This window comes from Pseudomonas sp. SWRI179, from assembly GCF_014268705.1.
In the GTDB taxonomy this organism is placed as follows: Bacteria; Pseudomonadota; Gammaproteobacteria; order Pseudomonadales; family Pseudomonadaceae; genus Aquipseudomonas; species Aquipseudomonas zanjanensis.
Genome location: NZ_JABWRA010000020.1, coordinates 1 through 21,377 on the forward strand (window position 1 = coordinate 1; position 21,377 = coordinate 21,377).

At 61.1% G+C, this 21,377-nt stretch carries 22 protein-coding genes and 1 tRNA gene; 13 read left to right on the plus strand and 10 right to left on the minus strand.

Translation table 11 applies throughout. The annotated features are described in order from the left end of the window. Nucleotides 1-88 precede the first annotated feature (88 nt). The 3 genes from secB to HU767_RS13405 are packed head-to-tail and all read right to left on the minus strand — an operon-like array spanning nt 89 to nt 1,281. Entirely contained in the window at nt 89-571 is a 483-nt protein-coding gene (secB, locus tag HU767_RS13395; protein WP_058546235.1) for a protein-export chaperone SecB, read from the minus strand. Nucleotides 572-611: 40 nt separating this feature from the next. Further along, a complete protein-coding gene (gene grxC, locus HU767_RS13400) occupies nt 612-866 on the minus strand; it encodes a glutaredoxin 3 (RefSeq protein WP_186729732.1) in 255 nt (84 codons plus the stop codon). 1 nt (nt 867) lies between these two features. Next, nucleotides 868-1,281 (minus strand): rhodanese-like domain-containing protein, encoded by a 414-nt coding sequence (locus HU767_RS13405; protein ID WP_186710851.1) that lies wholly within the window; start codon nt 1,279-1,281, stop codon nt 868-870. Between the two features lie 152 nt (nt 1,282-1,433). Here HU767_RS13405 and gpmI point away from each other — a divergent pair, with 152 nt between their 5' ends. From gpmI to HU767_RS13425, 4 genes are all read left to right on the plus strand, one after another. Beyond that, nucleotides 1,434-2,963: a 2,3-bisphosphoglycerate-independent phosphoglycerate mutase gene (gene gpmI, locus HU767_RS13410; RefSeq protein WP_186729733.1), complete on the plus strand. Its 1,530-nt coding sequence runs from the start codon at nt 1,434-1,436 to the stop codon at nt 2,961-2,963. Between the two features lie 238 nt (nt 2,964-3,201). Then, on the plus strand, nt 3,202-4,494 hold the full coding sequence (locus tag HU767_RS13415; protein WP_186710853.1) for a murein hydrolase activator EnvC: 1,293 nt from the start codon (nt 3,202-3,204) through the stop codon (nt 4,492-4,494). Between the two features lie 31 nt (nt 4,495-4,525). Beyond that, nucleotides 4,526-5,842: a S41 family peptidase gene (locus HU767_RS13420; RefSeq protein ID WP_186710854.1), complete on the plus strand. Its 1,317-nt coding sequence runs from the start codon at nt 4,526-4,528 to the stop codon at nt 5,840-5,842. Between the two features lies 1 nt (nt 5,843). Continuing rightward, nucleotides 5,844-6,623 carry a divergent polysaccharide deacetylase family protein gene (locus tag HU767_RS13425; protein ID WP_186729734.1) on the plus strand — a complete coding sequence of 260 codons (780 nt, stop codon included), beginning with the start codon at nt 5,844-5,846 and terminating at the stop codon, nt 6,621-6,623. Nucleotides 6,624-7,029: 406 nt separating this feature from the next. On the opposite strand, the gene HU767_RS13430 is transcribed toward HU767_RS13425, so the two are convergent. The 7 genes from HU767_RS13430 to HU767_RS13460 all read right to left on the minus strand — a co-directional run bounded on the left by HU767_RS13430 (nt 7,030) and on the right by HU767_RS13460 (nt 12,888). Next, nucleotides 7,030-7,776, minus strand: a complete 747-nt coding sequence (locus tag HU767_RS13430; RefSeq protein ID WP_186707247.1) for an ABC transporter substrate-binding protein — start codon at nt 7,774-7,776, stop codon at nt 7,030-7,032. A gap of 63 nt (nt 7,777-7,839) precedes the next feature. Continuing rightward, complete coding sequence (gene hisF, locus HU767_RS13435; RefSeq protein ID WP_003196830.1) at nt 7,840-8,610, minus strand: imidazole glycerol phosphate synthase subunit HisF; 771 nt, start codon at nt 8,608-8,610, stop codon at nt 7,840-7,842. Nucleotides 8,611-8,619: 9 nt separating this feature from the next. Next, nucleotides 8,620-9,357: a 1-(5-phosphoribosyl)-5-[(5-phosphoribosylamino)methylideneamino]imidazole-4-carboxamide isomerase gene (gene hisA, locus HU767_RS13440; RefSeq protein WP_014336098.1), complete on the minus strand. Its 738-nt coding sequence runs from the start codon at nt 9,355-9,357 to the stop codon at nt 8,620-8,622. A gap of 99 nt (nt 9,358-9,456) precedes the next feature. Continuing rightward, nucleotides 9,457-9,711 (minus strand): DUF2164 domain-containing protein, encoded by a 255-nt coding sequence (locus HU767_RS13445; protein ID WP_030141479.1) that lies wholly within the window; start codon nt 9,709-9,711, stop codon nt 9,457-9,459. Further along, nucleotides 9,711-10,349: an imidazole glycerol phosphate synthase subunit HisH gene (hisH, locus tag HU767_RS13450; RefSeq protein ID WP_186707248.1), complete on the minus strand. Its 639-nt coding sequence runs from the start codon at nt 10,347-10,349 to the stop codon at nt 9,711-9,713. Before hisH ends, HU767_RS13445 begins: the two co-directional genes overlap by 1 nt. Beyond that, nucleotides 10,349-10,942 (minus strand): imidazoleglycerol-phosphate dehydratase HisB, encoded by a 594-nt coding sequence (hisB, locus tag HU767_RS13455; RefSeq protein WP_003186751.1) that lies wholly within the window; start codon nt 10,940-10,942, stop codon nt 10,349-10,351. Before hisB ends, hisH begins: the two co-directional genes overlap by 1 nt. Nucleotides 10,943-11,226: 284 nt before the next feature. Beyond that, a complete protein-coding gene (locus tag HU767_RS13460; protein WP_186707250.1) occupies nt 11,227-12,888 on the minus strand; it encodes an OFA family MFS transporter in 1,662 nt (553 codons plus the stop codon). Between the two features lie 386 nt (nt 12,889-13,274). Between HU767_RS13460 and HU767_RS13465 the strand changes: the two genes are divergently transcribed. The 9 genes from HU767_RS13465 to HU767_RS13505 all read left to right on the plus strand — a co-directional run bounded on the left by HU767_RS13465 (nt 13,275) and on the right by HU767_RS13505 (nt 21,341). Beyond that, entirely contained in the window at nt 13,275-15,506 is a 2,232-nt protein-coding gene (locus HU767_RS13465) for an AsmA family protein (RefSeq protein WP_186729735.1), read from the plus strand. Next, nucleotides 15,503-16,570, plus strand: a complete 1,068-nt coding sequence (gene mutY / locus HU767_RS13470; RefSeq protein ID WP_186707252.1) for an A/G-specific adenine glycosylase — start codon at nt 15,503-15,505, stop codon at nt 16,568-16,570. The genes HU767_RS13465 and mutY overlap by 4 nt, the downstream gene beginning before the upstream one ends. After that, nucleotides 16,567-16,839 carry an oxidative damage protection protein gene (locus tag HU767_RS13475; protein ID WP_186707253.1) on the plus strand — a complete coding sequence of 91 codons (273 nt, stop codon included), beginning with the start codon at nt 16,567-16,569 and terminating at the stop codon, nt 16,837-16,839. Before mutY ends, HU767_RS13475 begins: the two co-directional genes overlap by 4 nt. Before the next feature lie 102 nt (nt 16,840-16,941). Beyond that, nucleotides 16,942-17,017 (plus strand) — tRNA-Phe (locus HU767_RS13480). 115 nt (nt 17,018-17,132) lie between these two features. Then, nucleotides 17,133-17,462, plus strand: coding sequence for a DHCW motif cupin fold protein (locus HU767_RS13485; protein WP_186707254.1), 330 nt, complete (start codon nt 17,133-17,135; stop codon nt 17,460-17,462). A 65-nt stretch (nt 17,463-17,527) separates the two neighbouring features. Continuing rightward, nucleotides 17,528-17,935, plus strand: coding sequence for a hypothetical protein (locus HU767_RS13490; protein ID WP_186707255.1), 408 nt, complete (start codon nt 17,528-17,530; stop codon nt 17,933-17,935). Between the two features lie 200 nt (nt 17,936-18,135). After that, the gene (locus HU767_RS13495) at nt 18,136-18,420 is read left to right on the plus strand and encodes a PDDEXK nuclease domain-containing protein (RefSeq protein WP_238349466.1); all 285 of its coding nucleotides are present in this window, start codon (nt 18,136-18,138) and stop codon (nt 18,418-18,420) included. Between the two features lie 84 nt (nt 18,421-18,504). Next, on the plus strand, nt 18,505-19,110 hold the full coding sequence (locus HU767_RS13500) for a biliverdin-producing heme oxygenase (protein WP_186729736.1): 606 nt from the start codon (nt 18,505-18,507) through the stop codon (nt 19,108-19,110). Beyond that, the gene (locus tag HU767_RS13505) at nt 19,107-21,341 is read left to right on the plus strand and encodes an ATP-binding protein (RefSeq protein WP_186729737.1); all 2,235 of its coding nucleotides are present in this window, start codon (nt 19,107-19,109) and stop codon (nt 21,339-21,341) included. The genes HU767_RS13500 and HU767_RS13505 overlap by 4 nt, the downstream gene beginning before the upstream one ends. Nucleotides 21,342-21,377: the final 36 nt, after the last annotated feature.

Below are 21,377 nucleotides of genomic sequence, written 5' to 3' on the forward strand. Positions count from 1 at the left end.
AAAGCGGTGTGTCAGTTAACATCAATGTCGCCTGACACACCGCTTTCGCGAGCAAGCCCGCTCCCACATTGGACTTGCGCCGACCGGTTTACTGAACGGTCGCGCCGCCTTCCTGTTGCATGCGCTGCAGTTCTTGCGCGTACAGGGCATCGAAGTTCACCGGAGCCAGCATCAGGGCCGGGAACGAACCGCGGGTCACCAGGCTGTCCAGGGTTTCACGGGCGTAAGGGAACAGGATGTTCGGGCAGAACGCGCCCAGGGTGTGGCTCATCGAAGCGGCGTCCAGGTTCTTGATCAGGAAGATACCGGCCTGTTGCACTTCGGCGATGAACGCCACTTCGTCACCGTTCTTCACGGTCACCGACAGGGTCAGCACCACTTCGTGGAAGTCATCTTCCAGGGCTTTCTGACGGGTGTTCAGGTCCAGGCCTACGCTCGGCTCCCACTGCTGGCGAAAGATCGCCGGGCTTTTCGGGGCTTCGAAGGACAGGTCGCGAACGTAAATGCGCTGCAAGGAGAATTGCGGTGCGGCTTCTTCTTCAGTGGCAGCTGTGTTCTGTTGGTCAGTCATCGCAGATCCTTCTTACTTTCAGGTTCTATTAATTGGGAATTCAGGCCTTGAGCAGCGCGTCGAGCTTGCCGGCGCGCTCCAGGGCGAACAGGTCATCGCAACCGCCCACGTGGGTGTCGCCGATCCAGATCTGCGGCACGGAGGTGCGCCGGGCCTTCTGGGTCATTTCGGCGCGCAGTTGCGGCTTGCCGTCGACCTTGATCTCTTCGAAAGCCACGCCCTTGTGCGCGAGCAATTGCTTGGCTCGGGAGCAATAGGGGCAGTAATCGCTGGAATAGACAACTACGTGGGGCATGTCACTTCACCAGGGGCAGATTGTCGGCTTTCCAGCTCGCAACGCCACCGGACAGTTTGGCGGCGGTGAAGCCGGACTTCATCAGTTCGCGGGCAAGGGTACCGGCCTGCTGGCCCTGGGCGTCCACCAGAATCAGCGTCTTGGCCTTGTGTTTTTCCAGTTCGGCCGCACGAGCGATCAGTTTGTCCTGGGGAATGTTCAGCGCGCCGACAATGTGACCGGCGGCGTAGTCCTTGCTCGGGCGGATATCGACCACGACGCCGGCGTCCTTGTTGACCAGCGCGGTCAGCTCGCCGGTGCTCAGGCTGCGTCCGCCGCCCTGCATCGTGTGGGCAACCAGCAACGCCAGCAGTACGACGAAGATACCGACGAGAATGTAGTGGTTAGTGGCAAATTCAATCAGGTGAGCAACCATCGAAGGAGGTTCCAGGGCGTTAAAATGTCGGCCAGTATACACAGCACGCAAGGCCGGCCAAACCCCGCCCGGCGGTGACGCCGTCGGAACTTACCTTTAAACTGCCCGTCCCTTTTCCATCGTCTTCTTTTAACCCGCCACGAGTGGATTCCATGACTACCACGCCTAAACCTTTGGTCCTGATGATTCTCGACGGCTTCGGTCACAGTGACAGCCACGAATCCAACGCCGTGTATTCGGCCAACAAGCCGGTGCTGGACCGTTTATGGGCCACCGTGCCCAACGGCCTGATCTCCGGCAGCGGCATGGATGTCGGCCTGCCGGACGGGCAGATGGGCAATTCCGAAGTCGGCCACATGAACCTCGGCGCAGGCCGTGTGGTGTACCAGGACTTCACCCGCGTGACCAAATCGATCCGCGACGGCGAATTTTTCGAAAACCCGACCATCTGCGCCGCCGTGGATAAAGCCGTGGCCGCCGGCAAGGCCGTGCATTTCATGGGCCTGTTGTCCGACGGCGGCGTGCACAGCCACCAGGATCACCTGGTCGCCATGGCCGAACTCGCTGCCAGGCGTGGTGCTGAAAATATTTATCTGCACGCCTTTCTCGATGGCCGCGATACGCCACCGAAGAGCGCCGAGTCGTCGATCAAAGTATTGGACGACGCGTTCAAGGCGCTGGGCAAAGGCCGGATCGCCAGCCTGATCGGTCGCTACTTCGCCATGGACCGCGATAACCGCTGGGACCGAGTCGCCCAGGCTTACAACCTGATCGTCGATGGCAATGCCGAGTTTCACGCCGCCACCGCGCAAGAAGGCCTGCAAGCCGCCTACGAGCGCGGCGAAAGCGACGAATTCGTCAAGGCCACCACCCTCGGCGCGCCGGTTAAAGTCGAAGACGGCGATGCCGTGGTGTTCATGAACTTCCGCGCCGACCGCGCCCGCGAACTGACCCGAGTATTTGTCGAAGACGATTTCCAGGAATTCGAACGCGCCCGCCAGCCGAAACTGGCCGGTTTCGTGATGCTGACTCAATACGCCGCCAGCATTCCCGCGCCATCGGCCTTCGCCGCCGGCAGCCTGGAAAATGTGCTCGGCGACTACCTGGCGAAAAACGGCAAGACCCAGCTACGCATCGCCGAGACCGAAAAGTACGCCCACGTGACGTTCTTTTTCTCCGGTGGCCGTGAAGAACCTTTCCCGGGTGAGGAACGCATCCTGATCCCGTCGCCAAAAGTCGCCACCTACGACCTGCAACCGGAAATGAGCGCGCCGGAAGTGACCGACCGCATCGTCGATGCCATCGAGAACCAGCGCTACGACGTCATCGTTGTGAACTATGCCAACGGCGACATGGTGGGCCATAGCGGCGTGTTCGAGGCGGCGGTCAAGGCCGTGGAATGCCTGGATGCCTGCGTGGGTCGCATCGTCGAGGCTTTGGAAAAAGTCGGCGGGGAAGCGTTGATCACGGCCGACCACGGCAACGTCGAGCAAATGTCCGACGAATCCACCGGCCAGGCCCACACCGCCCACACCACCGAGCCAGTGCCGTTCATCTATGTCGGCAAGCGTGACTTCAAGGTTCGCGACGGCGGCGTGCTGGCTGACGTAGCGCCGACCATGCTGATGTTGCTGGGCATGGAGAAGCCGGCGGAGATGACCGGGACGTCGATCCTCGTCTGACGAAACACAAATCCCGCAAACCTGTGGGAGCAAAGCTTGCTCGCGATAGCAATCCAACCATTTACATCTTCGTTGGATGTGCCGACGTCATCGCGAGCAAGCTTTGCTCCCACAGGGGTTTGGCGGGAAATGAGTGCCTTGCCCTGCTCCAGTTATCACACAGCCCCAAATGGGCGTTTTTTTTGCAGCGTGGGGCGGGCATACTAGGCCGTCCCTTTCCCTGGTGTCGCCCGCCTCTATGCTTCGCGTCCTGATAGCCCTCGCTCTGACCTGCCTGCTTCAACCGGCCTTTGCCGACGAGCGCGCGCAAACCCAACAGCAGTTGGAAGCCACGCGCCAGGACATTGCCGAGCTGAAAAAACTGCTGGGCAAGTTGCAGGAAGAAAAATCCAGCGTGCAGAAAGACCTGCGCGGCACCGAAACCGAGATGGGCAAGCTGGAGAAGCAGGTCGACGCCCTGCAAAAAGAGCTGAAGAAAAGCGAATCCGAGCTGCAGCGGCTCGATGGAGAGAAAAAAAAACTCCAGGGCGCGCGCACTGAGCAGCAAAAGCTGATCGCCATCCAGGCCCGGGCCGCCTACCAGAACGGCCGCCAGGAATACCTCAAGCTGCTGCTCAACCAACAGAACCCCGAGAAATTCGCCCGCACCCTCACTTATTACGACTACCTGAGCCAGGCCCGCCTGGAGCAACTCAAGAATTTCAACGAAACCCTGCGCCAACTGGCCAATGTCGAAAAAGACATCGAGCTGCAGCAAGCCCAGTTGCTGGTGCAGAAAAGCAGCCTCGACACCCAGCGTGAAGAACTCGAGAAGGTTCGCAAGGAGCGCCAGGTGGCCCTGGCCAAGCTCAATGACGACGTGAAGGCCCGCGACAGCAAGCTCAAGGCTCGCGAGCAGGACCAGGCCGAACTGGCCAATGTGTTGAAAACCATCGAGGAAACCCTGGCCCGTCAGGCTCGAGAGGCAGAAGAAGCGCGTCAGAAAGCGCTGATCGCCCAGCAGGAAGCCGAAAAAAAGCGCTTACGTGAAGCCCAGGCCGACGCAGACGCCGGCGACGCCCCGCGCAAACCGGCAAAAACCAGCCCCGGCGCGCTGGTTTCCAGTGATGGCGAAACCTTCGGCGGTGCTTTTGCTTCAGCCCGAGGCAAACTTCCATGGCCGGTCAATGGTCGATTGCTTGCGCGCTTCGGTGAAACCCGCGGCGACGACACCCGCACCAAGTGGGACGGGGTCATGATCAGCGCTTCCGCCGGCAGCCAGGTGCATGCCGTGCATGGCGGTCGCGTGGTATTCGCCGACTGGTTGCGTGGCGCCGGCCTGTTGGTGATCCTCGATCACGGCAACGGTTACTTGAGCCTGTACGGCCACAACCAGACGCTGCTCAAGGCGGCGGGCGATGTGGTCAAGGCCGGTGAGTCCATCTCCACGGTCGGCAACAGTGGCGGGCAGGATACGCCAGCGCTGTATTTCGCTATTCGTCAGCAGGGTCGCCCCAGTGACCCGGCCCAATGGTGTCGTGCGCAAGGATAGCGCGCCCATCCTATTAAGGAGTTCGTTCGACATGCTGCATTTGTCCCGCCTCACCTCGCTGGCCCTGACGATCGCCCTCGTGATCGGTGCGCCCCTGGCTTTTGCCGCCGAACCGGCCCCATCGGCACCCGCCGCCACCGCCGCGACCACCAAGGCCCCGCTGCCGCTGGACGAACTGCGCACCTTTGCCGAGGTCATGGACCGGATCAAGGCCGCCTATGTCGAGCCCGTGGATGACAAGATGCTGCTGGAGAACGCCATCAAAGGCATGCTCAGCAACCTTGACCCGCACTCGGCCTACCTGGGGCCGGAAGATTTTGCCGAATTGCAGGAAAGCACCAGCGGCGAGTTCGGCGGCCTGGGCATCGAAGTCGGCAGCGAAGACGGTTTCGTCAAGGTCGTCTCGCCGATCGACGACACGCCTGCCTCGAAGGCTGGCATCCAGGCAGGTGACTTCATCGTCAAGATCAACGGCCAACCGACCCGCGGCCAGAGCATGACCGAAGCCGTGGACAAGATGCGCGGCAAGATCGGCCAGAAGATCACCCTGACCCTGGTACGCGACGGCGGCACGCCGTTCGATGTGACCCTGACCCGGGCGGTCATCCAGGTCAAGAGCGTGAAGAGCCAGCTGCTGGAATCGGGCTACGGCTACATCCGTATCACTCAGTTCCAGGTCAAGACCGGCGAAGAAGTCGCCAAGTCCCTGGCCAAGCTGCGCAAGGACAACGGCAAGAAACTCAACGGCCTGGTCCTGGACCTGCGCAACAACCCCGGCGGCGTGCTGCAATCGGCCGTGGAAGTGGTGGACCACTTCATCACCAAGGGCCTGATCGTCTACACCAAGGGGCGCATCGCCAATTCCGAACTGCGTTTCTCGGCCACTGGCAACGACTTGAGCGAAGCCGTGCCACTGGTGGTGCTGATCAACGGCGGCAGTGCCTCGGCCTCGGAAATCGTCGCCGGCGCCCTGCAGGACCAGAAACGCGGCGTGGTCATGGGTACCACCAGCTTCGGCAAGGGCTCGGTGCAGACTGTGTTGCCACTGAACAACGAGCGCGCCCTGAAGATCACCACCGCGCTGTACTTCACGCCTAACGGCCGCTCCATCCAGGCCCAGGGCATCGTCCCGGACATCGAAGTGCGCAAGGCCAAGATCACTAGCGAGGCGGATAGCGAATACTTCAAGGAAGCCGACCTGCAAGGTCACTTGGGCAATGGCAACGGCGGCGCCGACAAACCGACCGGCTCCGGCGCCAAGGCCAAGCCAATGCCGCAGGACGACGACTATCAATTGGCCCAGGCCTTGAGCTTGCTCAAGGGGTTGAACATCACGTCCGGCCGCTGAGATGGGCTTGCGCTTCACCTTCGTCCTGCTGTGCCTGCTGGCGGGAGCCGTTAACGCGGCCCCCGCCACACCTTCTTCGCCGCACAAGGCGTACCTGAGCCTGATCATCGACGACCTGGGGCAGAACCTGCCTCGGGATCGCCGGGTATTGGCCCTCCCTGGTCCGGTCACCGCCGCGATCATGCCCGACACGCCCCATGCCGCCGAATTCGCCCGCGAAGCCCATCGCGCCGGCAAGCTGGTCATGCTCCACATGCCCATGGACCCGGCCACCGGGCCATTCGCCTGGCATCCGGAACTGCCCATCGAAGAACTGGGCAAACGCCTGGACGCCGCGTTCGCCGCCGTGCCCTATACCAGCGGGATCAACAACCACATGGGCAGCCGCATGACCGCCCAACCCCAGGCCATGGCCTGGCTGATGGCGAATTTGCAGCAGCGTCACAAGTTTTTCGTCGACAGCCGCACCAGCGCCCAGACCGCCGCCGCCGCCGAGGCGCAGAAGATCGGCCTCGCCAGTGTGTCGCGGGATGTGTTCCTGGATGACGAGCGCACCGAAGCCGCCATAGCCGGCCAGCTCCAGATCGCCATTGACCTGGCCCGCCGGCAAGGCTCGGCCGTGATGATCGGCCATCCCTACCCGCAGACCCTGGCCGTGCTCGAACGCGAACTGCCCAAGCTCAAGGCCCAGGGCATCGAATGGATCGACATCAAATCGATGATCAGCCTGCGCAGCAACCGGGCGATGGTTGGGCATGGGAAAGATGGGGTTTATCGGTAGCAGCCCATCGCGAGCAAGCTCGCTCCCACAGTGGTTCTGCATCGGGCACAAGATTTGTGTTCACAGCAGATCCCCTGTGGGAGCGAGCCTGCTCGCGATGAAGGCTGCACATTCAACATCTCTGCAAGCTGATCCACCGCATTCGCGAGCAGGCTCGCTCCCACAGGGATTCTGAGGTGGGCATCGTATCTGTGAACACCCAGGCAACTTTGTGGGAGCGGGCTTGCTCGCGAAGGGGCCAGCACACTCAACACCTCTGCAAGCTGATTCACCGCTTTCGCGAGCAAGCCCGCTCCCACATTTTGATCTGTGGTGAATGCAGTATCTGGGGTCGCCCCGATACCTGTGGGAGCGAGCCTGCTCCGGGCGGCGATCCGACGAAGGCGGCAGCGCGGCGGCTGAAGTTCTAGAGATACCGCGCCATGATCGCGTCCACTTCACCTTCCTTGCGCAGCTCATCCAAGGCCTTTTGCAGCCGGGCAACCACGTCGTCAGGCACGTCCTTGTTCAAGGCCAGGTACAGCTCGGCACTGTTGAAGCGCAGCACAGTCTTGAGATCGCTCACCCCTTCCTGTCGCGCCAGGTACCGCCCGGCCGGGTCACCGGTGGCCCACAGGTCGATCTGGCCATTGACCAGCTTGCGGGCATTGTCCTGGTCACGCAGCACGACCATCGGCTTCAGCCCTTGCTTGGCCAACGTCTCGGCGATCGCGTCGCCCTTGTAGGCACCGATCTTGTATTGGCGCGCCTGCTCCAGCGAGTCGAGGGCGATCTTGCTGTCGGCCTTGGCGAGCAAGATCCAGTCGTCCGGACCAATGGGGCCGACCCATTTGAATAGTTTTTCACGCTCCGGTAACCGCGCCATGACAAACACACCGTAACCCGGACTTTCCAGGGCGAGTTTGTAGATGCGCTCCCAAGGGAAACGCAGCGTCAGGCTGTAGGAGATATCGGCACGCTTGAATATTTCCCGGACGATGTCCACGGCAATGCCATGGATGTTCTCGTCCTGGGCGAAGTTCTTGCCGTTCTTGGCCATGTTGTACGGGGGGAAGTTTTCCGTCAGCAACACCAGCGATGTATCAGCGGCACGGACGGTGCCTGCGAGCAGCAACGTGGCACCGGCAAAGGCAAGAACGAGGCGTTTGAGCATGTCGGGCTACCGCAATCCATGGTGTGCCCAAGAGTGCCTTGGGCCCGCCATGGTGTCCAGCGATCAGCGAATGCAGATACCGCGATGAGCCATGTAGGCCTTGGCTTCCGGCACGGTGTATTCACCGAAGTGGAAGATACTCGCCGCCAGCACCGCGCTGGCATGGCCTTCGAGGATGCCGTCGGCCAGGTGTTGCAGGTTGCCGACGCCGCCGGACGCGATCACCGGAATGCCCAGGGCATCGCTGATGGCGCGGGTGACACCTAGGTCAAAGCCGTTCTTCATGCCGTCCTGGTCCATGCTGGTCAGCAGGATTTCACCGGCCCCGAGGCCTTCCATCTTCTTCGCCCACTCGACGGCGTCCAGGCCCGTAGGTTTGCGCCCACCGTGGGTGAAGATTTCCCAGCGTGGGGTTTCGCCCGGGCCGGAGACTTTCTTCGCGTCGATGGCCACGACGATGCACTGCGAGCCGAAGTGCTGGGCCGCTTCGCCGACGAATTCCGGGTTGAACACCGCCGCAGTGTTGATGGACACCTTGTCCGCCCCGGCATTGAGCAGGTTGCGGATGTCCTGCACGGTGCGCACGCCACCGCCCACGGTCAGCGGGATGAACACCTGGCTGGCCATGCGCTCGACGGTGTGCAATGTGGTGTCGCGGCCATCGACGCTGGCCGTGATGTCGAGGAAGGTAATCTCGTCCGCACCCTGCTCATCGTAGCGACGGGCGATTTCCACCGGGTCGCCGGCATCACGGATGTTCTCGAACTTGACGCCCTTGACCACCCGGCCGTTGTCCACGTCCAGGCAAGGGATGATGCGTTTGGCCAGCGCCATGGTCAGTCCTCAGCCTTTGTACGAATCGCAGAAAGCTTGCGCTTCAGCGACGTCGAGGGTGCCTTCATAGATCGCACGACCGGTGATTGCACCGATGATGCCCGGCGCCTTGGCGTCGAGCAGCGACTTGATGTCACCCAGGTTATGGATACCACCGGAAGCGATCACCGGGATCTTGGTGGCAGCGGCCAGTGCAGCGGTGAACGGCACGTTGCAGCCCTGCATCATGCCGTCTTTGGCGATATCGGTATAAACGATCGAGGACACGCCGTCGGCTTCAAACTGCTTGGCCAGATCGATGACCTGCACGGTGCTGATTTCAGCCCAGCCATCGGTGGCGACGAAACCGTCCTTGGCATCCAGGCCAACGATGATTTTGCCAGGGAACGCGCGACAGGCTTCGGCGACGAAAGCCGGGTCTTTCACAGCCTTGGTGCCGATGATCACGTAACTCACGCCAGCCTTGACGTAGTGCTCGATGGTTTCCAGCGAGCGAATGCCGCCGCCGATCTGGATCGGCAGGTTCGGATAGCGCTTGGCGATGGCCGTAACCACTTCGCCATTGACCGGCTGCCCTTCGAAGGCGCCGTTGAGGTCGACCAGATGCAGGCGACGGCAGCCGCCTTCCACCCACTTGGCGGCCATGCTCACCGGGTCATCGGAAAACACCGTGGAGTCTTCCATGCGGCCCTGGCGCAGACGTACGCAAGCGCCGTCCTTGAGATCGATAGCGGGGATAATTAGCATGCTTTTCCTTCGTCAAAGAGCTGCAAGCTGCAAGCCATAAGCTGCAAGCAGGCACGCATTCCAATACTTGCAGCTTCAAGCTTGAAGCTTGCCGCTGCTCTAATTCTTCTCGAGCGCCCACAAGTCGCTTTCAATGCTTTCGAACCTTTCTTTAAGGTGCGCCTGCACATCGAAAATCGCCCTGTTGTAATAATGCGGAGCAATTTCGCGGGTAAACAGGTCAAGAATTTCCGCCGCCTCGAACGAGCCCAGGTCCAGCTCGAAACGTTCCTCCATGAACCGCTGGATCTTGCGGTTCGCTTCACTCTCCTGCTCGGGCGTGAGGGTGAGGATCGGCGGTTTCTTGCGGGCCATTACCAGCGCCCGTCCCATGCCGCGAAGTTCTGCAACAGTTGCAGGCCGTGGGTATGGCTCTTCTCCGGGTGGAATTGCACGGCGAAGCGCGAACCGTCGGCCAGGGCCGCGGCGAAATCGACGCCATAGTGACCACTGCCCACCACCTGCCGCGCATTGCCGGCGGCGATGTAGTAGCTGTGCACGAAGTAGAAACGCGCCAGGTCCGGAATGTTGTGCCACAGCGGGTGATCCACCGCCTGCTTCACTTCGTTCCAGCCCATGTGCGGGACTTTCAAGTGCTCGCCGTCTTCATGCAGGCCCTTGCCAAAGAACTTCACCTGGCCTGGGAACAGCGAAATGCAATCGACACCGTCGTTCTCTTCACTGCGATCGAGCAAGGCCTGCATGCCCACGCAAATACCGAGGAATGGACGGTCCAGGCTGACTTCGTGCACCAGCTTGTCGAAGCCCAGGCGACGAATCTCGGCCATGCAATCACGAATCGCCCCGACGCCGGGGAACACCACTCGGTCGGCTTCGCGAATCACGTCGGCATCGCTGGTGATCAGCACCTTGCCGGCGCCCACGTGTTCGAGGGCCTTGGCCACCGAGTGCAGGTTGCCCATGCCGTAGTCGATTACCGCGACCGTCTGCATTACAGGACGCCCTTGGTGGAAGGCATCTGGCCGGCCATGCGGTCATCGAGTTCCACAGCCATGCGCAGCGCGCGGCCGAACGCCTTGAACACGGTTTCGATCTGGTGGTGGGTGTTGTGCCCGCGCAGGTTGTCGATGTGCAGGGTCACGTTGGCGTGGTTGACGAAGCCCTGGAAGAATTCCTGGAACAGGTCAACGTCGAAGCCGCCGACGGTGGCACGGGTATACGGCACATGCATTTGCAGGCCAGGGCGACCGGAGAAGTCGATGACCACGCGCGACAGCGCTTCATCCAGCGGCACGTAGGCATGGCCGTAGCGACGGATGCCCTTCTTGTCGCCGATGGCCTTGGTAAAGGCCTGGCCCAAGGTGATACCGACGTCCTCCACCGTGTGGTGGTCGTCGATATGCAGGTCGCCCTTGCTGACGATGTCCAGGTCGATCAGCCCGTGACGGGCGATCTGGTCCAGCATGTGCTCAAGAAAAGGCACACCAATATCAAACCGGGCCTTACCGGTGCCATCCAGGTTGATCGAGGCTTTGATCTGGGTTTCCAGAGTGTCGCGCTCGACAGACGCCTTACGTTCGGCCATCACCAGCTCCGCAAAATCATTGGGCGAAAAAGGCAGCCATTATAGGGGCGCGAGCGGCAAACAGAAACACAAGAGGTGACATCACTGACGGGCTGAATCCCGGGCTGTCGGTGATAGACATGTCCATACAAGCTTTCAAGGTCACCCAAAAGCAAATGTGGGAGCGGGCTTGCTCGCGAAGGCGGCGTATCAGTCGACATCATCGTTAACTGACACACCGCATTCGCGAGCAAGCCCGCTCCCACATTTAGGGTTGCCCTGGCCTGACGGTCAGGGCAACGGTCTTAGCGGAACAACACCGCCGTCTTCTGCAGGGTCACCCACACACCCCACGCCAACGGAATGCCCACCACCAGCCAGGCGGCGATCGCCAAGGGCTTGGTGCCCGGTGCGGCTTTCCATTCCAGCGAAGTGGTGCTGTCGGCGCCCTTGTCATGGCCCAGCGCCTGTTCGGCGGCCAGTTCGGCGTCGGTCATGAAGTACTTGTCGGCGACCGGACGGACCAGCAGGTTGCACAGGAAACCCAGCACCAACAGGCCGGCAAGGATATACAAGGTGATGTCATAGGCCGCGGCACGTTCAACACCGATGCTCAACTGATATTCACGCAAGTAGTTCACCAATACCGGACCCAGCACGCCCGCAGCAGCCCAGGCAGTCAGGAGACGACCGTGGATTGCGCCAACCATTTGCGTACCGAACAGGTCCGCCAGGTAGGCTGGCACGGTGGCGAAACCGCCGCCGTACATCGACAGGATGATGCAGAACGCCGCCACGAACAGCGCGACGCTGCCCAGATGACCGAGGTTCGGGATCAGCGCGTACAGGGCAAAGCCCAGGGCGAAAAACACGAAATAGGTGTTTTTACGACCCAGGTAATCCGAGAACGAGGCCCAGAAGAACCGACCGCCGATGTTGAACAGGCTCAACAGACCGGTGAAGCCGGCCGCGATGGCCGCGATCTGGCCCAGTTGCACAGCGTCCAACTGACCGAACGGCAGGTCATTGCCCAGCAGCTTGCCGCCGAACACTTCCTGCAACAATGGCGAAGCCATGCCGAGGATGCCGATACCCGCCGATACGTTCAGGCACAGCACCAGCCATACCAGACGGAACTGCGGGGTTTTCCAGGCGACATTCACGTGAACGTGGCGATGGGTGATCATCGCGTTCGCGGCTTTCTTCGGTGCCGGGGTCCAGCCTTCAGGCTTCCAGCCAGTCGGCGGCACGCGGTACGACAAGGCGCCACCGATCATGAACACGAAATAGATCGCAGCCATGACCAGGAAGCTCTGCCAGACGCCCACGCCAGTCGGCGAAGCGAAGTGGTTCATCAGCGCCGCAGCCAGCGGAGCACCGACCATCGCACCACCGCCGAAGCCCATGATCGCCATGCCGGTCGCCATGCCGCGCTTGTCCGGGAACCACTTGATCAGCGTGGACACTGGCGAGATGTAGCCCAGGCCCAGGCCGATACCGCCGATCACCCCGGAACCGACCCACATCAGCCAGATCTGATGGGTATAGATACCCAGCGCGGAAATCAGCAGGCCACCGCACCAGCACAAGGCCGATACAACGCCGGCCTTGCGTGGCCCGGCGTGTTCCAGCCAGCCGCCCCAGATCGCTGCCGAGCAGCCCAGGAAGATGAAGAACAGGGTGTAGATCCAGCCGAGCATCGAGATCGGCCAGTCACATTGGGACGAAAAGACTTGCGAGATGAAGCTCATATCCGGTGCACAGGCCACAGGCTTGGTAATCCCCAAGGCTTTGGACAGTGGCAACCAGAACACCGAGAAGCCATAGGCCATGCCGATGCACAAGTGAATGGCCAGTGCGGCCGGTGGAACCAGCCACCGGTTGAAACCCGGCTTGGCGATGATGCGCTCCTTGGAGAGGAACGCTGGCTGGTCGGCGACGCCGCCCGCCGTGATGCTCGTGCTCATTGTGTATCCCCCAGTTATTGGAATGGTTCGTCAGCCACGCATCACCCTCAGCCTTCATTGCACGCAGGCATGGCTGTATTTTCTGGTGAAGCTCCATAGTGTGCGACATCAAGTCGCAGAAGGACGGACGAACGGGCAAAGGTTACCATTTGCTCGTGGCAGAAAAACCAAAGTGATATCACCTTTTTCGTGCCATCTGTCTTATCGCACGCTTGCTCGCTTTCTGTAGGGGACTAACGATTTATTTTTTCCGCGGCTGAAACCAGCCCCGTCCCCATGGGTCTTTGTTCGGCAGGCCTGCCGGAAGAACGATCACTCAACGCGCCACCAACTCGGGGCGTTATACTCGCGGCTAAATTTTGAACTCAACCTACAAGGATTCGCCCATGAAAGCGTTCGGCAAAATCCTGGGTCTGGTACTTCTCGGGCTGTTGCTGATCATTGTGGCCCTGGGCTTTGCCCTGACCCACCTGTTCGATCCCAACGACTACAAAGAAGAGATCCGCCAGATAGCCCGCGACAAGGCCCACATCGAGCTGACCCTCAATGGCGATATCGGCTGGAGCCTGTTTCCATGGCTGGGCCTGGAGTTGCACGACGCCAGCGTCGCGACCTTGGCCAATCCAACCCAACCTTTCGCCGACCTGCAGATGCTCGGTCTTTCGGTCCGGGTCATCCCGCTGCTGCGCCGGGAAGTGCAGATGAGCGATGTGCGCGTCGAAGGCCTGAACCTGCGGCTCAACCGTGACAAGAACGGTCACGGAAACTGGGAAGACATCGGTAAAGCGCCGGCCTCCGCGACGACGGCGAACACCCCGGCACCGACGCCGGCCGAACAGCCAGCCCCGCCTGCTAGCACCCCGGCAGAAAAACCTGCCCAGCCGACCCGCCTGGACATCGACAGCCTGACCGTGAACAACGCCCGGGTCGAATACACCGACGAGCAGACCGGCAAGCTGTTCACCGCCGAAAGCATCCAACTGAGCACCGGCCCGGTCCACGACTCCACCAATATTCCGGTGACCCTGACTGCATTCCTGTCCAGCAACCAGCCGGCCGTGCGCGTACGCACCGAAGTGACCGGCGAACTGCGCTTCGAGCGCGCCTTGCAGCGCTACAAGTTCGAAGACCTGAAACTGTCCGGCGAGGCCACCGGCGACCCGTTGCAGGGCAAGACCCTGAATTTCGCCGCCCAAGGCCAACTGTTCCTGGACAAGGCGGCCAACGTCGCCGAATGGACCGGCATCAAGCTGTCGCTCAACCAACTGCGCGCCCTCGGTGAGCTGAAGGTCAACGACCTCGACAAGACCCCGCAATTGAATGGCGGAATATCGATCGCCCAGTTCGACCTGGCGAAATTCGTCGACAGCGTCGGCCAGACACTCCCGGCCATGGCCGAAGGCAGCCTGAGCAAGGTCGAATTGGCCAGCCGCATTGCCGGCACGCCAAGCAGCGTCGAATTCAACGACATCAACTTGAAGCTCGACGACAGCCACTTCAGCGGTCGTATCGCCGTGGCAGACTTTGCCAAACAGGCCCTGCGCGTGCAGCTCAAGGCCGACACCTTCAACGTCGACCGTTACCTGCCGCCAAAATCCGCCGAAGCCGACAGTTCCAAGGCGGCCCGTGAGGCTGAAGTCAGCAACACCGAAGCCAGCGCCATGGCCGGTGCCGGCAGCACACCGCTGCCGAGCGCTCCGACCCAGGGTGCCTGGAGTAACGATCGGCTGTTTCCGGTGGAGCGCCTGGGCAAGCTGGACCTCGATGCCGACCTGACCTTCGGACAACTGACCCTCGATAAACTGCCGATCCAGAACGCCGCGCTCAAGGCCACCGGCCTGGGTGGCCTGCTGACCCTGGAGAACCTGCGGGGTGACCTGTACAGCGGCAACTTCGAAACCAAGGGCACCCTGGATGTGCGCCAGCCTACGCCACAGTTGAGCCTGCAAACCCGCATCAACCGGGTTCCCGCCGAGAAGATCATCGAAAGCCAGGGCAAGAATCCGCCGGTCAAGGGCCTGGTCACGCTCAACAGCGCAATCACCGCCAATGGCAATAGCCAGAAGGCCCTGATCGACAGCCTCAACGGCAACGCCGGGTTCGTCATCAACGATGGCGTGCTGCTCAATGCCAATCTCGAACAGCAATTGTGCAAAGGCATCGCCACTCTCAATCGCAAATCCCTCAGCGGCGAACCCCGGGGCAAGGACACGCCGTTCCAGCAACTCAACGGCAATCTCACCTTCAACAATGGCGTTGCCAACAACCCGGACCTGAAAGTCCGCATCCCCGGCATGACCGTCAACGGCAACGGTGATATCGACTTGCGAGTGCTGGGCATGGACTATCGCGTCGGCGTCATCGTCGAAGGCGACAAGAGCGACATGCCCGACCCGGCCTGCCAGGTCAACGAGCGCTATGTCGACGTCGAATGGCCGTTGCGCTGCCGCGGTCCCCTGGAGCTGGGGGCGAAGGCCTGCCGCCTGGACAACGACGGGCTGGGCAAGGTCGCGGCGAAGCTGGCCGGCGACCGGCTCGGCGACAAGATCGATGAGAAGCTCGGCGACAAGGTCAGCCCCGAACTGAAAGATGCGCTCAAGGGGCTGTTCAAGCGATGAGAGCCGAGCAGTTTTCCACGGCCGTCCTGGATTGGTTCGACCGCCACGGGCGTCACGATTTGCCCTGGCAACAAGACATCTCGCCCTATCGGGTGTGGGTCTCGGAAATCATGTTGCAACAGACCCAGGTCAGTACCGTGCTCAATTACTTTGACCGGTTCATGGCCTCGCTGCCCACCGTTCAAGCCTTGGCCGCCGCGCCGGAGGACGAAGTGCTGCACCTGTGGACCGGGCTGGGTTACTACACCCGTGCGCGCAACTTGCAGAAGACTGCGAAAATCGTCGTCGAGCAGTACGGCGGCGAATTCCCCCGGGACGTGGAAAAACTCACCGAGTTGCCGGGCATCGGCCTGTCCACCGCCGGCGCCATCGCCAGCATCAGCATGGGCCTGCGGGCGCCGATCCTCGATGGTAACGTCAAGCGGGTGCTGGCGCGTTTCACCGCCCAGGAAGGCTACCCAGGCGAACCCAAGGTGGCGAAACAGCTCTGGGCCACCGCTGAGCGCTTCACGCCGCAGGACCGGGTCAACGCCTACACCCAGGCGATGATGGACCTTGGCGCCACGCTCTGCACCCGCAGCAAACCCAGTTGCCTGCTCTGCCCGCTGAAGCAAGGTTGCGAGGCCCACATGCTGGGCCTGGAAACCCGCTACCCGATCCCCAAGCCGCGCAAGGAGGTGCCGAAAAAGCGCACCTTGATGCCCATGCTGGCCAACCACGAGGGCGCGATCCTGCTTTACCGTCGCCCTTCCACCGGGCTGTGGGGCGGGCTGTGGAGCCTGCCGGAACTCGACGACCTCGACGACTTGCAGCACCTGGCCCTGCAACACTCGCTGGAACTGGGCAGCCAACACGAAATGCCGGGCCTGGTGCACACCTTCAGCCACTTCCAGCTGGCGATCGAGCCCTGGCTGGTCCGGGTCCGGGAAACCGGCCATCACGTGGCCGAGGCCGACTGGCTCTGGTATAACCTCGCCACCCCGCCGCGCCTGGGCCTTGCCGCCCCGGTCAAAACCTTGCTCGAACGCGCGGCCGCCGTAATGAACGCAGGAGAGTTGCAATGACCCGCACCATCATGTGCCGCAAGTACAAAGAAGAACTGGAAGGCCTGGAACGTGCTCCATTCCCGGGCGCCAAGGGCCAGGATATTTTTGACCACGTCTCGGCCAAGGCCTGGGCCGACTGGCAGAAACACCAGACCCTGCTGATCAATGAAAAACGCCTGAACATGATGAACGCCGAAGATCGCAAATACCTTCAGGGCGAGATGGACAAGTTCTTTTCCGGCGAAGATTACGCCAAGGCCGAAGGCTACGTACCGCCGTCCGAATAAGCTGTTCAGCGTGGGGGCGAATCGTAAGCGACGGTAATAATTAAATATTTTTTGAAAACTTGCTTGACGCCCCCCTGAAAAACCCGTTTAATGCGCCCCGTTGCCCAGATAGCTCAGTCGGTAGAGCAGGGGATTGAAAATCCCCGTGTCGGCGGTTCGATTCCGTCTCTGGGCACCAAATACCGAAAACCCCGATCAAGCAATTGATCGGGTTTTTTTATTGCCTGGATTTTCTTCCTCCGCCTTAACGACTCAGCTACATTCGTCCGCTCCCCTCCAGCAAGCGAGTCGACATGGACATCACGGGCATTCCCTTCGGCACCACCGATTGGTCAACCATCGAACCCACCGAGCACAAGGGCATCACCGGAACCGCTTATTGGCGCACACGGCAATTCGGGCATATTCGGGTACGGATGGTGGAATACACGGCCGGCTACCTGGCCGACCATTGGTGCACCAAGGGCCATATCCTGTTTTGCCTCAAGGGCGAGCTCAATACTGAACTCGAAGACGGTCGGCAATTTTTGCTCAAGGCCGGCATGAGCTACCAGGTCGCCGACCAGGCCGAACCCCATCGTTCCTCCACTTCATCGGGAGCTACGCTCTTCATCGTGGATTGAGATTCGAAGCGTCCGCGTTGAAGCTGTAGGATAGGTGGCCTTATTTTCCAGCAAGGAACCGACCCATGGCATCGGTCAACAAACAGCAGAAACGAAACCAGCGCGCCAAGGTGAAAGCCAAGCAGAACCGGGTTAAGCGCTCCACTGCGCCGAATGACTTCCTCGACCCGAACGATGAGCGCATCGATCTGGAAACCGTGGACCTATCGGACCTGTTCCAACTGATGGGTGCCGCCGAAAAGATCAGCCAACAGGCCATGTGCACGGCCTTCCTGGGCCATCCACTGCTGGAGTTGGTGCTGGAGCAGGAAGGTGAGGAAGAAGCCACTGACTTCATCATTACCGCCCTGATCGAATATCGCCGCCTGACCACGGGTGTCGATGAGCAGACGGCGCTGGACTGGGTGGAGAGCAAGCAATTCCAGGCTGATTATGTCGCCGCCTCCCAGGCTCTGGCGCAAGGTAAGGTCTGAGCAGCGAAGGGACTCGCGCTTGACTACAGGCTGTAGGGATAGCTCCTACACACCAAGGCCAACGGACATAGGACGGCCTCATCCCCGTCCTGCATAAATCAGTTATTTTTCCCTCTAAGCAATCAGCCCCGTCCGGCATCATCGAGACGTCGCCTGGAGCATCCTTGCGGTCCGCCCCCTCTCAATGGCTGGATACCGCGATGACGCCACTGCTGCCCCAGGATGACCCACAGCTTGCCCCCTTGATCAACGACCTCGGCGAGCTGATTCGTCAGGCTCGCCAGAAACCTACCGTGGGCATCATTCTCTGCGCTCAAAAGGATGAGTCGGTGGTGCGTTATTCCGTGTTGCAGGGCAATGAACAGCTATTCGCCAGCCAGTATCAATTGGTGCTCCCCACCGAAGAAGAGCTGCGCAACGCGCTGGATCGCGAACAGGCACGCCTTGAGGAAGGGGCAATCGGGCGCAGTGACTTCAAGGAATAAAAGCTGATCGTGCACTCAGAAAACCCATGTAAGCTTGATGCGTTTTTTTTCCAGCAACGCTCCAGTCAATGAGCTCCATCTTGCATGTCACCGGCCTCTTCACCCTCTTCCCTGATCCAGACATTGCGGACCGAAACCGCGGAACTGCACGTCGCCCTGGAAAAACGCCTGCCGTTTTTCTCGCCAGAGTTGGACCTGGATCTATACCGGCGCTTGATGGCGGCCTACTACGGTTTTTATCAGCCCCTGGAGCAGCGGCTTCACAGGCTGGCGCTGATTCCAACCGGGCTGGACCAATCCTTGCGCATCAAACTCCCTGTATTGCGGGCCGATCTCGCGGCTCTGGGCCTGGATGACGGCGCTATCGAGGCACTGCCCACCTGCCAGGCACTGCCACGAATCGACTCCCGAGCCGCCGCCCTGGGCGTTTCCTATGTGTTGGAAGGCGCAACCCTCGGCGGGCAGATCCTGCGGCGCAGGGTGGCCGAGCAGCTCGGTCTTGATGCGTCCAGTGGCGCGGCCTTTCTCGATGTGTATGGCGAACTCACCGGCCGACGCTGGAAGGATTTCCTCCAATACCTGGACGACAGGAACCTTGGCGAGGCCCGGACGCTCGAAGTCACACGCGCCGCCAAGGCGACGTTCACTCATTTTGAACACTGGCTGGACAGCCAAAAGGTACTGTTATGACCTCGGAAAACCAGGAAGCCTTCGAAGAACTGCTGGCCAATTGCGCAGACGAACCGATTCGCTTCCCCGGGGCCATCCAGCCTCATGGTGTGTTGTTGATGCTGTCCGAGCCCGACTTCGTGATCCGTCAGGTCAGTGCCAACGTGTTGCAATTGATGGCGCACGATCCCCACAGGCTGTTGGGCCAGACCCTCGACGCACTGTTGGGGTTGGAACAGGCCGAGGCGATCCTCGTCGCCTGTCGCGCTGCCCCGGATAGCGACAACGTGCCCGTGGCCATTGTCGTCAACCAGCAGCGCTTTGATGCCCTGGTGCATCGCCATCAGGGGGCCCTGATCGTCGAACTGGAACAGCACCTGAGCGACTATCGCCCCGAAGGCGTCAGCGGCGAGGCCAACCTGGGCCGCATGCTGCAACGCCTGCAAAGTGCGAAGACCCTCCAGGCCTTGTATGAAATCAGCGTGCGGGAAATCCAGGCCATGACCGGTTACGACCGGGTGCTGATCTATCGCTTCGAGGAAGAAGGCCACGGCCAGGTGATCGCCGAGGCCAGCGCACCTTCAATGGAACTCTACAAAGGGCTGTTTTTCCCAGCCTCGGATATTCCCGAACAGGCCCGTGAGCTGTATCGCACCAACTGGCTGCGGATCATCCCCAACGCCGACTACGCACCGGTGCCGCTGGTCCCGGAGGCGCGGCCCGACACCCTGGCGCCCCTGGACCTGAGCTTTGCCACATTGCGCAGCGTCTCGCCGATCCACCGTCAGTACATGAAAAACATGGGCGTGCTGTCGTCCATGAGCATCTCGTTGATGGACGGCGAGCGCTTGTGGGGGCTGATCAGTTGCGGCAATCGCCAGCCATTGCTGGTGCCCCATGAAATGCGCATGGCCTGCCAGACTATCGGTCAGGTGCTGTCGCTGCAGATCAGCGCCATGCAGGCGCTGGAACTCACCCGGCAACGGGACGCCAAGCTGGAAGACCTCAAGGTCCTCGCCACTGCCATGGTCGAGTCCAGCGACAATGTCTTCGATGGCTTGTCCCACGAGCCGCAACGCCTCATGGACCTGACCGGGGCCAGCGGTGTGGCTATTTTCGAGGACAACAAGCTGCATCGCCACGGCCAATGCCCGGAACCTGAGCAAATCCGCGAGCTGCACCAATGGATTCTGGAAACCGGCCAACCGGTATTCGCCCACCACAACCTGGGCAGCGTCTTCGCACCTGCCAAGGCTTATCAGGATGTGGCGAGCGGCGTGTTGGCGATCCACCTGCCCAAACCGGTGGAAAACGGCGTGCTGTGGTTCCGTCCCGAAGTGAAGCAAACCCTCCAATGGAGCGGCGACCCGCAAAAACCCCTGGACCTGGAAAACAGCGAGACCGGCCTGCGCCTGCGGCCCCGGACATCCTTCGAGATCTGGAAAGTCGAAATGGCCGGCATCAGCACCCAATGGACCCATGGCGATCTGTTCGCCGCCAACGACCTGCGGCGCTCGGCCCTGGAAAACGACCTGGCCCGTCAGGTGCAAAAGGAACGCCAGGCCGTGCAAGCCCGCGATGAACTGGTGGCCGTGGTGTCCCATGACCTGCGCAGCCCGATGACGGTCATTTCCATGCTCTGCGGCATGATGCAAAAGGCCTTCAGCTCCGACGGCTCCCACAGTTCCAAACGAATCTCTTCCGCCATCGATACCATGCAGCAGGCCACCAGCCGCATGAACGCGCTGCTGGAAGACCTGCTCGACACCTCGCGCATCGATGCCGGGCGCTACACCATCAATCCCCAGCCGATGAATGTCAGCCAGATCTTCGAAGACGCCTGTTCGCTGCTGGCACCGCTGGCCACCGCCAAGGCCATCGACATGTCCTTCCATGCCGAACCCAACCTGCGGATCAACGCCGACCCCGAGCGGCTGTTCCAGGTACTGTCCAACTTGATCGGCAATGCCATCAAGTTCACGCCGCAACAGGGCTCGGTGGGGATCAGTGCGATGTCCGTCGGTAACGAGATCGTGTTCAGTGTCCGCGACACCGGTGAAGGAATTGCACCAGAGCAATTGCCTCATGTTTTCGAGCGCTACTGGACGACCAAGGAAGGCAACCCGAACGGCACCGGGCTGGGGTTGTACATTTCCAAGGGGATTGTCCAGGCCCATGGCGGTAAACTGCACGCCGAAAGCCGGCCAGGCCAGGGCAGCGAATTCCGCTTTACCGTGCCGAAAATCGACTGAGCCGGGCACCGTCCCCTAACGAATTGGAAACCGAAG

Excerpts from the sequence above, each read along its gene's own strand:
- HU767_RS13460 (WP_186707250.1), bottom strand. The coding sequence starts at position 12,888 with ATGAGCACGAGCATCACGGCGGGCGGCGTCGCCGACCAGCCAGCGTTC.
- HU767_RS13500 (WP_186729736.1), top strand. The coding sequence starts at position 18,505 with ATGTCACCGGCCTCTTCACCCTCTTCCCTGATCCAGACATTGCGGACC.
- HU767_RS13445 (WP_030141479.1), bottom strand. The coding sequence starts at position 9,711 with ATGGCCCGCAAGAAACCGCCGATCCTCACCCTCACGCCCGAGCAGGAG.
- grxC (WP_186729732.1), bottom strand. The coding sequence starts at position 866 with ATGCCCCACGTAGTTGTCTATTCCAGCGATTACTGCCCCTATTGCTCC.
- hisA (WP_014336098.1), bottom strand. The coding sequence starts at position 9,357 with ATGCTAATTATCCCCGCTATCGATCTCAAGGACGGCGCTTGCGTACGT.
- HU767_RS13485 (WP_186707254.1), top strand. The coding sequence starts at position 17,133 with ATGGACATCACGGGCATTCCCTTCGGCACCACCGATTGGTCAACCATC.
- HU767_RS13415 (WP_186710853.1), top strand. The coding sequence starts at position 3,202 with ATGCTTCGCGTCCTGATAGCCCTCGCTCTGACCTGCCTGCTTCAACCG.
- HU767_RS13425 (WP_186729734.1), top strand. The coding sequence starts at position 5,844 with ATGGGCTTGCGCTTCACCTTCGTCCTGCTGTGCCTGCTGGCGGGAGCC.
- hisH (WP_186707248.1), bottom strand. The coding sequence starts at position 10,349 with ATGCAGACGGTCGCGGTAATCGACTACGGCATGGGCAACCTGCACTCG.
- hisB (WP_003186751.1), bottom strand. The coding sequence starts at position 10,942 with ATGGCCGAACGTAAGGCGTCTGTCGAGCGCGACACTCTGGAAACCCAG.
- HU767_RS13430 (WP_186707247.1), bottom strand. The coding sequence starts at position 7,776 with ATGCTCAAACGCCTCGTTCTTGCCTTTGCCGGTGCCACGTTGCTGCTC.
- HU767_RS13505 (WP_186729737.1), top strand. The coding sequence starts at position 19,107 with ATGACCTCGGAAAACCAGGAAGCCTTCGAAGAACTGCTGGCCAATTGC.
- mutY (WP_186707252.1), top strand. The coding sequence starts at position 15,503 with ATGAGAGCCGAGCAGTTTTCCACGGCCGTCCTGGATTGGTTCGACCGC.
- HU767_RS13420 (WP_186710854.1), top strand. The coding sequence starts at position 4,526 with ATGCTGCATTTGTCCCGCCTCACCTCGCTGGCCCTGACGATCGCCCTC.
- secB (WP_058546235.1), bottom strand. The coding sequence starts at position 571 with ATGACTGACCAACAGAACACAGCTGCCACTGAAGAAGAAGCCGCACCG.
- HU767_RS13475 (WP_186707253.1), top strand. The coding sequence starts at position 16,567 with ATGACCCGCACCATCATGTGCCGCAAGTACAAAGAAGAACTGGAAGGC.
- HU767_RS13405 (WP_186710851.1), bottom strand. The coding sequence starts at position 1,281 with ATGGTTGCTCACCTGATTGAATTTGCCACTAACCACTACATTCTCGTC.
- HU767_RS13495 (WP_238349466.1), top strand. The coding sequence starts at position 18,136 with ATGACGCCACTGCTGCCCCAGGATGACCCACAGCTTGCCCCCTTGATC.
- HU767_RS13465 (WP_186729735.1), top strand. The coding sequence starts at position 13,275 with ATGAAAGCGTTCGGCAAAATCCTGGGTCTGGTACTTCTCGGGCTGTTG.
- gpmI (WP_186729733.1), top strand. The coding sequence starts at position 1,434 with ATGACTACCACGCCTAAACCTTTGGTCCTGATGATTCTCGACGGCTTC.
- HU767_RS13490 (WP_186707255.1), top strand. The coding sequence starts at position 17,528 with ATGGCATCGGTCAACAAACAGCAGAAACGAAACCAGCGCGCCAAGGTG.
- hisF (WP_003196830.1), bottom strand. The coding sequence starts at position 8,610 with ATGGCGCTGGCCAAACGCATCATCCCTTGCCTGGACGTGGACAACGGC.